Annotated in this window: 9 protein-coding genes; 7 read left to right on the forward strand and 2 right to left on the reverse strand. The window is 55.0% G+C overall.

All coding sequences use genetic code 11. The features are described 5' to 3' along the window. Nucleotides 1-207: 207 nt before the first annotated feature. From FF011L_RS25190 to FF011L_RS25205, 4 genes are all read left to right on the forward strand, one after another. A complete protein-coding gene (locus FF011L_RS25190) occupies nucleotides 208-414 on the forward strand; it encodes a hypothetical protein (RefSeq protein ID WP_145354686.1) in 207 nt (68 codons plus the stop codon). A gap of 35 nt (nucleotides 415-449) precedes the next feature. Beyond that, complete coding sequence (locus tag FF011L_RS25195) at nucleotides 450-2,075, forward strand: Do family serine endopeptidase (RefSeq protein WP_145354687.1); 1,626 nt, start codon at nucleotides 450-452, stop codon at nucleotides 2,073-2,075. 695 nt (nucleotides 2,076-2,770) lie between these two features. After that, nucleotides 2,771-4,213 (forward strand): sensor histidine kinase, encoded by a 1,443-nt coding sequence (locus tag FF011L_RS25200; RefSeq protein WP_145354688.1) that lies wholly within the window; start codon nucleotides 2,771-2,773, stop codon nucleotides 4,211-4,213. Next, nucleotides 4,210-5,592 carry a sigma-54-dependent transcriptional regulator gene (locus tag FF011L_RS25205; protein WP_145354689.1) on the forward strand — a complete coding sequence of 461 codons (1,383 nt, stop codon included), beginning with the start codon at nucleotides 4,210-4,212 and terminating at the stop codon, nucleotides 5,590-5,592. Before FF011L_RS25200 ends, FF011L_RS25205 begins: the two co-directional genes overlap by 4 nt. 371 nt (nucleotides 5,593-5,963) lie before the next feature. Here FF011L_RS25205 and FF011L_RS25210 read toward each other — a convergent pair whose 3' ends face one another. Then, nucleotides 5,964-7,331, reverse strand: coding sequence for a sigma-54-dependent transcriptional regulator (locus FF011L_RS25210; RefSeq protein WP_145354690.1), 1,368 nt, complete (start codon nucleotides 7,329-7,331; stop codon nucleotides 5,964-5,966). After that, nucleotides 7,328-8,728, reverse strand: coding sequence for a two-component system sensor histidine kinase NtrB (locus FF011L_RS25215; RefSeq protein WP_218932882.1), 1,401 nt, complete (start codon nucleotides 8,726-8,728; stop codon nucleotides 7,328-7,330). Before FF011L_RS25215 ends, FF011L_RS25210 begins: the two co-directional genes overlap by 4 nt. Nucleotides 8,729-9,007: 279 nt before the next feature. On the opposite strand from FF011L_RS25215, the gene FF011L_RS25220 reads away from it, so the two are divergent. The 3 genes from FF011L_RS25220 to FF011L_RS25230 all read left to right on the forward strand — a co-directional run bounded on the left by FF011L_RS25220 (nucleotide 9,008) and on the right by FF011L_RS25230 (nucleotide 15,366). Then, nucleotides 9,008-10,447 (forward strand): OprO/OprP family phosphate-selective porin, encoded by a 1,440-nt coding sequence (locus tag FF011L_RS25220; RefSeq protein WP_246109621.1) that lies wholly within the window; start codon nucleotides 9,008-9,010, stop codon nucleotides 10,445-10,447. 387 nt (nucleotides 10,448-10,834) lie between these two features. Next, the gene (locus FF011L_RS25225) at nucleotides 10,835-13,957 is read left to right on the forward strand and encodes a DUF2309 domain-containing protein (RefSeq protein ID WP_145354692.1); all 3,123 of its coding nucleotides are present in this window, start codon (nucleotides 10,835-10,837) and stop codon (nucleotides 13,955-13,957) included. Continuing rightward, on the forward strand, nucleotides 13,957-15,366 hold the full coding sequence (locus FF011L_RS25230; protein ID WP_246109622.1) for a proton-conducting transporter transmembrane domain-containing protein: 1,410 nt from the start codon (nucleotides 13,957-13,959) through the stop codon (nucleotides 15,364-15,366). The genes FF011L_RS25225 and FF011L_RS25230 overlap by 1 nt, the downstream gene beginning before the upstream one ends. Nucleotides 15,367-15,403 lie beyond the last annotated feature (37 nt).

A 15,403-nucleotide genomic window follows, 5' to 3' on the forward strand; every position in this document is an offset into this window, starting at 1 on the left:
TACCTACGTAATCAACTGAGCCCGGAAATGCTTAGAAAACGTTTGTAAAATTCGAATAATCCAGCCTGCGAAAACCGCTACTTTTCGCCCTTCTTAGTGCTCTGGCACGCGACGTGCTTTATTGATCTTTCGTTAAACAATCACAGTCAATAAATGGCCGAGCCTGTTGCTCGCAACGGATCAATAAAACTCAAGAGGAGATAGATCATGGTCGCATTTTCTGATCACCACGATAACAGCGAGCAGGCACAAGATCCCAGCCCCGAAGAAATTCGAATCCGGGCCCGTGAAGTTCGCGATCGATGGAGCGAGAGAACTCGCAAACGTCGCCGCGCCAAACAGCGTCCCGGCTGGTCGGTTCCCACCATCCAAATCGGGGATGTGAGTGCTGCGATTGAACACTGGAACGACTAATTCAAATTTACGTTTTTACACGAGGGTTTCCCAATATGACAATTCAAACCAATCCATCAACCTCCACAGAATCGAACGTTCAACCACTCCGCGTCCGATCGAAGCGAAGTTCAGGATGGCGAGCCGTCGCATTGGCGGTTCCCTTGTCCTTTGCCGCAGCCGGCTTAATCGTTGCTGCGTCGCCAAGTTCTTCAGCAAAGGCTGAACCCAGCCAGAGCAAAACGACTCAGACGGTAGTAACGCCCGAAACATTGCGGGTCGCCAATTCCCTCTCCGAAGCGTTTCGAAACGTCGCCTCCGGAGTCCTACCGGCGGTGGTCGCCATTGAAAACCGACAAACCAGCCCGGTGGCACAAGGTCAAATGCGGGGCGGTGCAAGCGGAAACGGAACGGATCCGTTCAATGGCCGCAACCCATTCGAGGGAACGCCCTTCGAAGACATGTTCAAAGACCAATTTCGTCACGATGGCTCCAGCCCCGCGCAGCCTCGCTCCCACGCCCCTACGAAGTTAGGGATCGGATCGGGCGTTGTGATTGATTCCGCTGGCATCATCCTGACCAATAATCACGTCGTCGCCGGTGGTGGGCAAGTCATGGTCCGTACTCAAGACGGCCGTGAATTCGAAGCGATCGAAGTTCTAACAGACCCACAGACCGATATCGCTGTCGTCAAAATCAAAGGGGATGGCAACTTGGTCGCCGCACCTTTCGGGGACAGCGAAGCAACCTCCGTTGGTGACTGGGTCGTTGCCCTTGGCCAACCGTTTGGGCTGGAAAGTACCGTGACCGCAGGGATCATCAGCGCCAAAAACCGAGGTATCGGGATCACGGACCGTGAGAACTTCATCCAGACCGATGCCGCGATCAACCCTGGCAACAGTGGTGGACCGCTAGTGAATCTGCGTGGCGAAGTGATCGGCATCAACACTGCGATCTCTTCACGAGGTGGCGGCAACAACGGTGTCGGTTTTGCAGTCCCGTCCAAACTTGCCGGCTGGGTTAGCAAACAGTTGGTTGAAAATGGCAAGGTCCAACGCGCTTACCTTGGCGTCGGAATCCAGCCGATCACCCACGAACTGGCCAAACAACTGGGCGTTTCGGCTCGCAGTGGTGTCGCGGTAACCAATGTCTTCCCCCAGACGCCTGCTCAAGCTGCGGGACTGGAAACGGGAGATATCATCGTCCGCTTTGGAAGTGAGAAAGTCACCACTCCGCAACAACTGCAACTTGCGGTTGAACGTTCGCCGGTAGGAGAAACAGTTCCTGTCGAAGTTATCCGTGACGGGAAAACGGTTCGCTTGGAATACAAAGCGACCGCTCAACCCAACGACTTTGGTAAACAAGCCAAAGCTCCGCAGGTCACTCAACCCGAAGCGACGGAACTGCAGGCACTAGGACTGGAGGTCACACCGCTGGATGCCCAGGTCGCCAAACAATTGGGCATGGAGGATGTCCGTGGGATCTTAATTTCCGGTGTCCATAATGGCACTCCGGCGGATGAAGCCGGCCTAGCGGCCGGAATGGTGATCCTGCAAGTCAACCGAAAGCCGGTCTCCACGGTCGAAGAGTTCCAGGAACAGATCAAGGCCGACGCCGACGATTCGATCCTGCTACTGCTGAGATCCGAAAATGGATCCCAATTCGTTGTCCTGAAGCGATAGTTCACGGCAAACACCAACGTCGTTCCGGCAACCCGACGCGCAAGTGAGGTAGAGTTCACTCAACCTTGCTATCGCGGCGGGTTGCCGCAGTAATAGAAGTCAGCGCAAGCAAGTCGCGCGGCATGATGCTCATAAAACCCGAAAACTGGCCGGAGGGCTCGCGGACAAACTTCTTAGCGGAACGGCGCAAGCCGTCCGGCATGATGCTCGTAAAACCCCAACCACTGGCCGGAGGGCTCGCGCCCTACCGCTAAGAAAGTTGCAGAAAATCTTCTTAGCGGAACGGCGCAAGCCGTCCGGCATGAAACTCGTAAAAACCCAACCACCGGCCGGAGGGCTCGCGCCCTACCGCTAAGAAAGTTGCAGAGAATCTTCTTAGCGGAATGGCGCAAGCCGTCCGGCACGAAGCTCGTAAAACCCAACCACTGGCCGGAGGGCTCGCGCCCTGCCGCTAAGAAAGTTGCAGAGAATCTTCTTAGCGGAACGGCGCAAGCCGTCCGGCATGATGCTGTAAAAACCCAACCACTGGCCGGAGGGCTCGCGCCCTACCGCTAGGTGCTATTGATCTATAATCGACTTTATCTCCGATATGGACTTACGCTTCGGTCGTGCGAAATGCAACTTGAGTTTGAAATGAAGTTCTTTGGGATTAAACAGAACCCTGCAATGATCTACCTCGACGAAGCATCAGCACTATGAAACTTGCCGCCAAACTGATCCTCGTCTTTATGATCGGAGTCTTTGCGATTGTTGGTCTGTTCTCTTGGCAGACGATGCGGCAACAAAAAGAGGCTCAGCAGCGTCAACGTGAAGCCTTCGCAAAACGACTGGTCGACGCCCTTCAGCCAGCAATCATCGAAGCCTACCGCGAAGGTGGCACGGTCCAGATTCGCGAAGCCGTCCAAATCACGACCCAACATGTTCACGGAACCCATTTACGGTACATGGAGGGGAAAGAATTTGAACCAGAGATGCGGGTAACAACCAAACGAGTTACCAGCCTGGCCGTCACCGATGCCGAAAATATTGAAACCGAATACACGTACGTCCCCCTCCTAATCGATGGCACCCCTGCCGGATTTGTCGAAGTCGCTGAACCTGTCATCGATGATCAACAGGATTACAAACGTTCGCTGATGGCGTCGCTAATTTCTTTAGCCGGAGTCGCCTCTTTGTCGGCCTTGGCAATCTACTGGGGAGGCGTCTGGATGGTCGGTCGCCCGCTGGAAAAACTGATCGGCCAGGTCAAACAGATCGGGGACGGAGAACTGGAGCAGCAACCGGTCCTGCAAACTCGCGATGAACTGGGGCACCTCGCCTGTGCGATCAGCCACATGAGCCACCGCTTAAGCGAACAGCGAGAAAAGATCGAAGCCGAAATCGGAAATCGAATCGAAGCCCAACAACAGCTAAGGCACGCGGATCGTCTAAGCACCGTCGGAACCTTGGCCGCTGGCGTTGCTCATGAAATGGGAACCCCACTAAACGTCGTCGCCGGTCGCGCTGGGTTGATCGCCAGCGGGAAACTATCGTCCGAGGAGACTCGCCAAAGTGCGTTAACGATCAAATCCGAAGCCGAGCGGATGACCACCATCATCCGCCAGTTGCTAGACTTTGCGCGACAAAAGAATCAGGCACAAGGAACGATGGATCTATTGGATCTAGTCGATAAAACCTGCCAGATGATGCAACCGCTTGCCGATAAAGCAAACACACAGATCATTCAAAACAAGCCGTCCGAACCGCTAATGGTCCATGGCGACCCGGCACAACTCCAGCAGGTAGTCGTCAATTTGATCAATAATGCGGTTCAGGCGATCCACGGAAAGGGAACGATCCACGTCACCTGCGACACCAGTCCAGCCGATGCGATATCCCCACCGCCCCATGTTCCCGATAGTCCGCATGGATTCGCCTGTCTGGAAGTGTCGGACGATGGTGGTGGAATTCGTCCAGAGCATCTCCAACATATTTTCGAACCGTTCTACACCACAAAAGATGTCGGACAGGGAACTGGACTGGGCCTATCAATCGCCTACGGAATCGTCCGCGAACTGGGCGGCTGGATTGCCGCGGACAGCAACCCCGACGCGGGAACGTCCTTCCGTGTCTTCCTGCCGAAAGAATCGAACGCATGAACGAATCCTATAAAGACGCCCGCGCCCTGATCGTTGACGATGAATCAACGATGTGCGAACTGATCGAAACCGACCTCCGTTTACGCGGCCTGAAGAGCGACTGGTTCACGTCGGCGAACGAAGCAACCGCCGCATTCCAACGTCAGAACTATGATGTTGTCCTGACCGACGTCAAAATGCCAGGGACCACAGGGCTCCAGCTTTGCCAACAGATTTCATCGCTGCGGCCCGACGTCCCCGTGGTGGTGATGACGGCCTTTGGAACGTTGGAAACAGCGATCGCCGCCATACGAGCAGGTGCATACGACTTTATAACCAAACCGATCGAACTTGATTTACTCGCGTTGACTCTCGGCCGAGCGATTCAACATCGCAAGTTGACCGAGCAGGTTCGCCTGCTGGAAGCGACCGCAGAAGAAGGGACTCGCTTCGGAGAAATGATCGGGCAAAGCCCCCCGATGCAAACCCTGTATGCCGAACTTCGACGGATCGCGGGCTCCGACGCTGCCGTCTTGATCAGTGGTGAAAGTGGGACGGGCAAAGAGGTTGTCGCTCGATCGATCCATCAGCACAGTCGCCGCTCGGACAAACCCTTTATCGCCGTGAACTGTGCAGCCCTTACCGAAACGCTCCTGGAAAGCGAACTGTTCGGTCACTCCAAAGGAGCCTTTACCGACGCCCGCAATGATCGTCGTGGCCTTTTCCTACAGGCTGATGGGGGGACATTGCTGCTGGACGAGATGGGCGAAATGCCAATGTCGATGCAGGTCAAACTACTACGTGCTTTAGAAGAACGGACCGTACGGCCTGTCGGCAGCAACGAAGAAATCCCCTTTGACGTTCGCGTGCTGTCGGCAACCAATCGAGACCTAGAAACCGCCGTTGCCGAAGAACGCTTTCGCGAGGACCTCTATTACCGCATCAACGTCATTGGCATCGAACTCCCACCGTTACGGGCTCGCGGAACCGACACCCTACGGCTTGCCGAAAGCTTCCTCGAAAAATTCGCGCAAACCGAATCGAAAGCAGTCGAGGGTTTAGCCGACGGCGTTGCCGAAAAACTGCTCTCTTACTCGTGGCCGGGAAACATCCGCGAACTTCGAAACGTGATCCAACGGGCGGTCGCGTTGACTCCGTACGACAAAATCACCGTCGCCGACCTACCACCCAAAATCCGAGACTTCCACGGCGGCACCGTCTTCATTGGCGGACTGGATCCGACCGAACTGGTCAGCATGGAAGAGATCGAACGACGTTATATCGAACATGTCCTGAATGCGGTCGGCGGAAACCAAACGCAAGCGGCCAGAATTTTAGGGCTGGACCGCAAGACCATCTATCGCAAACGAGCAACCAAGCCGTCCGAATCAGCATCCTGAGCCCCGGTCCAAAAGTGTACCGCGAAGCAATCGAGCGAACCCGCTCCGCCGGGGCACATCCAATGCGATCTACTGGCGGTATTCCTACCGGACCCGGAAATTCATTGTGCTTTCTATGCGTGGGCCGGACGGCTCGCGCCGTTCGGCTAAGAAAAAAAGCAAGCCCGGAGCAAACCGAACCCACGAATTAAAATTCTCCGATGCGAGGCGCAGACAGGATGCCGGGCTAAAAAGAGCCACACCTAAACCGAGCGCATCGGCCGGACGGCTCGCGCCGTTCCGCTAAGAAAGTAGACGGCATTGGGCGCACAGCCTCTCGTTTTGCTTGCCGCCTTTCGCATCCTGCGGACGGTTTGGTTAGCGGATCCGTGCTAGTGCAGACCGTAGCGGCTCATTTTGTAGTGCAGCGTGCGAATGCTGACGTCTAATCGTTTTGCGGTTTTCTCACGGTGAAACTGATTTTCTTCCAGAGCCGCGGCGATGACCTTCCGCTCGTAGACTTCGATCGCTTCCCCGAGCGTCTGCGACGAATCGAGGGGATCGGATACGATTTGAGATGGTTTCAAATCTTGCGGCAGATCGCCTGCGTGCAACACTTCGCCGCTGTGAGTCACCACCAGTCGTTCGACGACATTGCGCAACTGGCGAACATTTCCGGGCCAACGCGCCGAAACCAACACCTGCAGCGCATCGGGCGAGACCATCTTAAGAGGTCTTTGATGGCGTTGGCAGAAGTGTTTAATGAAGAACGTCACCAATAACGGAATGTCTTCCCGGCGTTGACGAAGAGGAGGGATTTCGATGGGGATAACATTTAGACGATAGAACAGGTCGTCGCGGAAACTCCCTTCTTCAATCAACGCCTCCACCGATTTATTGGTTGCCGACAAGACTCGCACATCGGTTTCCAAGACAGCTTCGCCACCGACACGCTGGTACCGTCCCGCTTCGAGCACGCGAAGCAGATCGACTTGGCTTTTCGCCGACATCTCGGTCACTTCGTCTAGAAACAAGGTACCCTTAGCAGCCTGTTCAAAGCAGCCCGGCTTTTGACGTGACGCTCCACTGAAGGCGCCTTTCTCATGTCCAAACAGCTCGCTTTCCAGCAGAGTTTCTGGCATCGCACCGACATTGATCGCATGAAATGGACCGGCGCGTCGGCCACTCAAATCATGTAACGCGCGTGCGACCAGTTCTTTGCCGGTACCACTTTCACCATGGATCATCACGGTTGCATCGGTCGAGGCGACCTGCCGAACCTGTTGAAAGACATCCTGCATCGCGGCACACGTGCCGATCATGCTGGAGATCTCGCCAACGTCGGCTAAGCGATTTCGCAGCTCCTGATTCTCGGCCCGTAGCTGATAGTGCTGACGAGCCTTTCGAACCTGTTCGCGAATCAAATTTAGATCAAGCGGCTTGGCGATAAAATCGAAAGCTCCCGCCTGCATGGCTTCCACCGCGGTTTCAACCGTCCCGTGAGCGGTGATCACGATGCAGGCGATATCGGGATACTCTTGCCGGATCCGGCGAACAAGGGAAATCCCGTCCATTCCTCCGCCAAGCCGGACGTCTGCGATCAATAATTGAAAACTTGACTTCCCGATCAATGCGATTGCTTCTTCACCATCCGCAGCGGTTTGCACACGATCCACTTCGGACGCTAACCCTTTTGCCAATCCGGCGCGGATATTTGGTTCGTCATCAACAATTAGCACAGCGTATGTAAGGTCGGTCATGCGGTAGCTCCGGTGGGAAGGAAGACAGAGAACTCAGTTCCCTCCGAGGAACTTTGAAAATGAAGATGTCCATCATGTTGACGAACGATTTTGTCACACAGCGCCAATCCCATCCCAGTCCCGTCATTGCGAGTCGTAAAATAGGGGTCAAAAATTTGATCATGGATCTCATCAGGGATCCCCGCTCCGGTGTCGACGACATCGACCCGCACCCAATCATCTTCCCTTCGCAAGCGAAACAGCAGCCTCCCACCGGAAGGCATCGCAGCCATTGCATTGAGGGCTAAGTTCAGAAAGACCTGTTCCAGGCGGACCGTATCGATTTCGATTAACCCCAACAGTTCTTGCGGCAGTTCAACATTCAGCTTGATATTTTGCTGAGCCGCTTGCGGTCGCAGCAGGCGCACCAGTCGTTCGATCAACATCGTGACGTCTGCCGGCGAGCGGCCTAACTGAGACATTGATGCATAGCTACGGAACCCATCGACGACGGCTGTGATCCGCTGAACTTCCGTCGAAAGGATATCCAACATTTCGGTAACATCCTCATCCGCCCCCTCCCCTTCCAGCCTTTCCTGCAGTAACTGCACATGCAATGAAAGTGCACTCAGTGGATTCTTGATTTCGTGCTGCAGGCCTGCGGCCAACGACCCCAGTCCCATATACCTTTCCATACGCCGCAGACGTTCTTCGATACGAGCTCGTTCGGTAACGTCACGGACGTGCACCACGGTACCCAACTTCTCTTGACGATGATTTTGCAGCAGGCTGCAGCCCGCCCGTAAAGTCCGTTCGTAACCGTTGTCGTTGACACAATAGTCGCGATCTCGGATCACTTTGTCGGTTCGTAAGACTTCTTCACAAATTGAATTCAAAAGTTGATGTTCCTCACCGATTTCGGACAAACGCAATTCTTGTCCCCGATCAAGCGAATCGACCAGGGTTCGACCGAACATGGTATCGCCGACCGGAGTCTTTCCAATTAGGTTTTGCCCGCTCGGATTCATACTGGTAATGCGGCCATGCAGGTCCGTGGTCAACACTCCGGCATCCATGCTAGCCAGAATGTCCGTCGCCAAAACTTTGACATCTCGCAGCGACTGCTGGCTACTGAAATAGCCTCGCAGAAGAAGGGCAGAGGCAATTGCCGTGCCAATAATGTTCAGCCCCAGCAAGACGACCAGCGCATTATCTAGTTCGAGGTCGTCCGCAAGTTCTTCTACCGCTTCCAAATCGCTTTCAGGAAGATGACTAACAATCTGTCGGACGATCTGTTGATCACGCTGAACGTCATGGATGATCCAAATCGTCCCTCCCAGCGATGTCAGGCTGAGGACGGTTAGTGCGGCTGCCAGCCAACGCCCACGTTGTTTTCTACCATTCTGAACGTCAAACAAAATAAACCTCGATTAAGCAGCAACCGGACATCCCCTGTCGATCTCAACGCATCTAGCGGCCCCGTTCTCGGCAATAAATCGCCGCTTCTGCAAAAGATTGCAGTCTCTCTCTCCCTTTCGCTCCCTCCCTGATTCAGTTGTAACGATTATCCGCCCCCTTCAGGGAACCATCTAGTCCGCGTCCCTGTTTACCGAATCTAACACTGTTACTCGAATCCGTTCGAGCAATACTCTTCAAGCATGGATGCTTTGAGTGATGATACCAAGGAGAGGAACTTGATGGATCGCAATACTCAGCGTCGGTCGCTTAGCTCGCAGCTATACGCGGCGGCTCGCACGGGGATTTTATGCCTCACCGCTTTTCATTTCGGTTGCGTCGACCAAACGGCCAATGCAGCGGAACCCTTTTTGGGAATGGAATCGGCAGCAGAGCCATCTGAACCGGTTGGCAATGAGGCGATCTACCGCGAACTTCAGCGTTTGCAAAGCCAAATCGATTCGCTTCAAGCCGCTCCCGCCGACCCGATCATCTACTGCGAAGCACCGCAAGAGAAACCCAAGTACCCGACCGCGCGACTGACCGGCTTCTTCCAAGCCGATATCGCATGGTTTGGCCAGGACGAAAACAATCGTCGCACGCTCGGTAACGGTAATCTGGTCAATGGGGACCTGCAAGACGGAGCGGATTTCCGGCGGGCTCGCTTGGCCGCGGTCGGCGACGCCTGGGACAATGTCAGCTACATGCTGGAAATGGACTTCGCTTTCCCCGGACGACCAAGCTTCATGGACGTCTGGCTGGACATCGATGACGTCGTGGGCAAAAACAATCTGCGTATCGGACAATTCCGACAACCCTTTGGGATGGACGGCCAGACAGGGGTTAAGGACCTGACATTTTTAGAACGTGCCCTTCCGTTTGCGTTCTCACCATTCCGTCAAATCGGAGCCATGGGATATGGAAATTCCGACGACCAACTTCGCACCTGGGCTGCATCGGTCTACCGTTTTCCGACAGGCCCCTATGGCGGAAATGTTGGCGACAACGGTGGCTATGGAATATCGGCACGCACGACCGCCCTGCTGATCGATAACGGAGACCAACATGGGCTGTTTCATCTCGGCGGAGGCTACAGCTTTATCGACCCGGCAAACGATGCCGTGCAATATCGCAGCCAACCCGAAATCTTTATCAGTGAATCCGGCGGAGCGGTCCTACCATTGGTCCCTGCCGAGGTCTTGCCATTTGTCGACACCGGCCCAGTCGCCGTCGACCATGTGAATCTGTTCAATTTTGAACTTGCAGCATCGCGTGGTCCGCTTCACGCTCAAAGCGAAATCGTCTACGCCGCCGTGCAACAACGTGGAAATCCCAGCGTCAGCTTACCGGGAGCCTACGTGCAGGCCGGTTACGTCCTGACAGGGGAATCCCGAAGCTACAACCGCCAAAACGGCGTCTTTGGGCGAGTCAATCCAAAATGCAGTGTCGGCAAGCAAGGTGGCATTGGGGCCTGGGAAATTGCAACGCGATGGTCCTACCTTGACCTGACCGACGCGAATGTTCTCGGGGGACGCCTGAACGACGTCACCCTTGGCTTGAACTGGTACCTCAACCCCCGCACAAAGTTCCAATGGAACTATATTCATGCCATGTTAGACAACCCAATCTACGGCGATAGCGAGGCCGATGTGTATGCCATGCGAGCCCAAGTCGACTTCTAAGCCCCTCCTTGGTGGTTGCCTGAAACAGCTCGCCGAAGCGTGCAAAAAACTGCACATCCCATGCAGACAACTGCAGTGATTTCGCCGTTTTCGACAACCAAGCCGAAGCCAGTCCGATGAACTTACGGGCCAACGATCTCCATATTTCTGAGCGTTTCCCGCTAGATCCGCCAGGCAAGCGTATTTCCTCACGCTGCTTGGCATAGTGCTTGCTATGTAGGCTTTTTTCCGATCGTGTGATCGATTGCAAGCGGTGGCGTCAGGATAAAACCATGACGCATTCTTAGCGGACGCTTAATCTTTGATTGCTCGGTCGACAGACAGGTACGACTGGGCTGCCGCCCATCATGCCGCGTATACAATTAATCGGCGTTGGGAATTCATTGGATGTCAAATGAGGATTTGAATCGCTTGCGGGAAGCCATCCGAAGCGCCAGACACTTCCTTCCTGCGCAAGGGCCGATATCCATCTTTGTGCACCATAACACGCTGCACCATTTTGAGGATCTCCCTTTTCGCGAAGCGGTTCTGGTAGGTGGGGCCCGTTATGACTGCCAGCCTTACCTCTCGGAAAGACGGTATCACGCCGAGCTTGAGAAGGGACGGATTTCGGTAAGCGATCTGCGTCAGGTACTGTTGGAGGACCTCGGGGAATACGCCGACAACTTGATCGCCAGTTTCGGCACCAGCTATACGCTGCGGCTAGCCATCCTGCAGATGCATTTGCATACGGCGCCGGATGCGGAACTGACCTGGCTGCTGGCCGAAACCGATTTGCTCCGCCGGTTCCGCAGCGATGTCTCTCCAGCAAGACGAGACCGAGTGGTTCAGCAGACCCAAAACTGGGTGCTTTCAAATCTAACAAACGAACCACACCGCGACTCGTCCCCTGAAAAACTGCCGACAGTCGTACGCAAATTAATCGACGAACAAGCTGGTTGTCGCATTGAATCGTGGAACGACGCACGCTGGGAGGAATTCTGCCTACAGCTACTTTGGAGAATCTGCTCGCAAGGGGTTCACGCGGCTGCCAGCGTAAAATGTCTGTCGGCGGAACAGCACCTTATCAACGAAAAACGAGGTTCGCAAAAACGCTTGCGCGACCTTCTGCTGCAAGCAACCAACGAGGATATCGACCAAACGGTCAATGAAGTCTTGATTCGCTTCTGCGGTTCTTTCTTGGACCAAGGGTTTGCGACACTGACGCTGCCCGAACGCGAGAAGGGTTTTGCCCACGCGTTTGCCAAACTGTATCTCCAGCCTCTAGCAGTCCGTCCCGGTTGGATGCGTCACCTCCGACCGGAACTCCAAAAGGTTTTGGCAGCCGATTTCGATCCTCTGCAGTCGATCAATGAATCGCTAGCAGCAATGGGCGTCGACCAGGCGAGCGAACAGGAGATCCTTTCCGCTTCACTGTTGTCGCTTCGAGGCTGGGCGGGGATGCTCTGGCAGATGGAATCCAAGCCTGAATTCCACCCCTACCCTGCTCCTCCCGGCACGCTGGAGGAATACCTTGCGATCCGGCTTATTCTGGAAAGGCACGCGATAAGCTATTTAGGGGAACGCGTTTTTGACACTCGTGACATTTCAACGATCCGTACGAAAACCAACGCGAATCTTCCCCCGACATCCACTCCGTCGCCGCAGCAGCAGACCTACACCGTTTTCCAACTAGCAGAGGCCAACGGCTGGACTCCTGAAGAATTGATCAATATGTCCCAACCGCAGTGGGCATGTTTGCTTGACGAGATCAGCGCTTTTGACTCCCTGGAGCGTCGCCGAATTTTGCACCAGGCCTACGAGCGTCACTACAGCGTTGCGACCTTGGACGCGATTTCAATCCATGCCCGCCGGCGTCAAACCGAATCGGATTCCCCCTCACGACCAGCATACGCAGCAATTTTCTGCATTGATGACCGCGAAGAATCGTTTCGCCGACACCTGGAAGAGGTCGACCCGGAATGCATTACCGTTGCCGCTGCAGGATTTTATGCGGTTGCGATGTACTACCGAGGGACCGACCATGCAAACTTTCGGCCGCTTTGCCCGGCTTCGATCACCCCTACCCACTTTGTCCAAGAGGAATCGGTGTTCTCCGCGATCGACGCCGGGGAACGTCGGGCGATGCGTCGGCGGCGTATCGGCAAATTCCAACATCAGATGCACTCCCACTCGCGAACCTTGGTTGGCGGCTGGGTGACGGGTCTGTTCGGAGCGATCGCCACGTTCCCGATGGTCGCGAGAATTCTCGCCCCTCGGTTGACCGCTCGAATCCGCGAATCGATGGAAACATTCACCCGCCCTCCGGCAACGGAATTGCACCTGGAACGGGTGGCCGCTGAACCGGGCCCAGAAGGGGATGCCCTCGGTTACAGCCTTACCGAAATGGCTGGAATCGTCCGCAGGATCCTTGAGGACTTAGGGATGGTAGCCGACTTCCCTCCGATCATTATTTTCTTTGGACATGGCAGCGGGAGCCTGAACAACCCCCACGAATCCGCCTACAGCTGCGGAGCCTGCAGCGGCGGTCGCGGCGGCCCAAATGCGAGAGCGTTTGCCGTCATGGCAAACGATCCTCGTGTTCGCCGAATCCTTTCCGACCAAGGGTTACAAATCCCCGAAGAGATCCGTTTTGTCGGCGCCTTCCACAATACATGCAACGACAAAGTCGACTACTACGACGTCGATCTTCTTCCGCGGTCGCACCGTAGCCTCTTTCGACGGATCGAGCAGAGCGTCAATGAGACTCGAGCCCGGAACGCACACGAACGGGCTAGGCGATTTGAATCAGCCAGCCTGAACCTATCGACCACCGCCGCCCTGGAACATGTCGAACAACGCGCCGAAGACCTTTCCCAAGCGCGACCCGAATACAACCATGCCACCAATGCGGTAATGATCGTAGGACGACGCGACTGGACACGCGGCCTGTTTATGGACCGGCGTGCCTTCTTGACATCCTATGACCCGGCACTCGATTCCGATGATTGCCCAATCCTGACTCGAATCCTGCAGGCGGCGATCCCAGTCTGTGCGGGAATCAGCTTGGAATACTACTTCTCCACCGTCGACACCGAGGGTTACGGATGTGGTTCCAAACTCCCTCACAATGTGACCTCGATGCTTGGGGTGATGACCGGAGCGGCAAGTGACCTACGACCTGGTTTATCGCAGCAGATGGTCGAAATCCATGAACCGATGCGGATCCTCTGCGTGATCGAAACGACTGCAGAAAAGATGCTAAAAATCATTGCGGACAATCCACCCATCGGACGGCTGGTCCGCGGAGAGTGGGTTGGGCTTGCCATCATCGATCCTTCAACGGGATCGATTCAACGTTACGTTCAGGGAAAATTCGAGCCCTATCTATTGGAATCGAATGACTTGCCACAACTGGAAACATCGCTCGATTGGTACCGCGGCACCCGCGACCACCTGGGCTACGCATCCATTCATGACACCACTCCCTTTTTCAAACCAAATACTCCACCGACACGACGGCCTTCATAATGAACGAGATCGAAAGTCTATTTCGAATGTTCGCAGGGCCTGGTGCGATCCATTTCCAAAGCTTCTTTGCCATGAATGGGATTGAAAGTCTCTACCAAACCCTGGGGACGATTGTCATCGCCAGCCCGGCGATCCTATTAGCCATCTTTGGCGTCACAGCGTTATCCAACATCTCGCTAAGCGAAACCGTCATCGCGCGGCTCACACAAGTCGCGGTGTTTGCGGCGATCGCGCCGACGCTGGGTATCCTGGCGATGATGCTATTCGACGGGACCCGCTACGTCCCCGTTGAATGGGGAAACTGGGTGACGATCCCAGAGCAGGAATTTCACTTCCACCTTAAGTTTGTCTTCGACCGGTTAAGCATCCCCTTCCTGTTGCTCTCCTGCGTCCTGTGCGGAATCGTTGGTGCGTTCACCCGAGGGTATTTGAACCGAGAGGACGGCTACCGACGTTTCTTTCTGTACTACGCACTCTTCTTTCTAGGAATGACCGTCAGTTCGCTGGCAGGAACGATCGAAACCCTGTTTGTTGGCTGGGAAATGGTCGGACTCTCTTCCGCCCTATTGGTCGCCTATTTCCATGAACGAGAGAACCCTGTCCGCAATGGGCAGCGGGTGTGGACGATTTACCGACTGTCCGATGCGGCGTTCTTAATCGCAGCGATCACGATGCACCACATGACGGGCGAAGGAGACCTTGGCGGATTGATGGGTTCGGAAATCTGGCCGGCAGGAACCGCGGTGGTCACTCCCAGCCAAGCCTTGTTGATCGGTTCGCTCCTGCTGATTGCGGCCGCTGGAAAATCAGCCCTCTTTCCCTTTTCGGGCTGGTTGCCGCGCGCGATGGAAGGGCCAACGCCTTCAAGTGCAATTTTTTACGGAGCCCTTTCGGTTCATCTTGGAGTCTATCTGCTACTGCGTGTCAGCCCGATCCTGGAGGCCTCGTTCATTTTGCAAATGATCGTCATTGGCCTAGGGGTTCTGTCCGCGGGCTGCGGTGCATTGATGTCACGTGTTCAAAGTGACGTCAAAGTCTCGTTGGCGTATGCCTCGTTAACCCAGGTGGGAATTATCGTTGTCGAAATCGGATTGGGTTTTCGCTACTTGGCACTGATTCACATCATCGGCCATGCCTGCCTACGAACGATGCAATTGCTCCGCGCACCCAACCTCCTTCGCGATTACAAGGAACTGGAAAATGCCCTCGGCACCAGTTTGACACCAGCGAACAGCACTCTAGCCAGCTGGCTGCCGGTTTCGGTTCGGAACTGGGGCTATCGATTTGGATTCGATCGTGGCTTCATGGATATTGGCTTGGACAAATGGGTCGTTTATCCATTCCAATCATTATTCAGATGGTTCAATCGCATGGAGCAAAGAATTACCGCAGCGATCTCAAGAAACTAATCGACAGCCCCAAAATCTGATTCCTTCTAGCCCGTCC

It is taken from the genome of Roseimaritima multifibrata, assembly GCF_007741495.1.
Taxonomy (GTDB): Bacteria; Planctomycetota; Planctomycetia; order Pirellulales; family Pirellulaceae; genus Roseimaritima; species Roseimaritima multifibrata.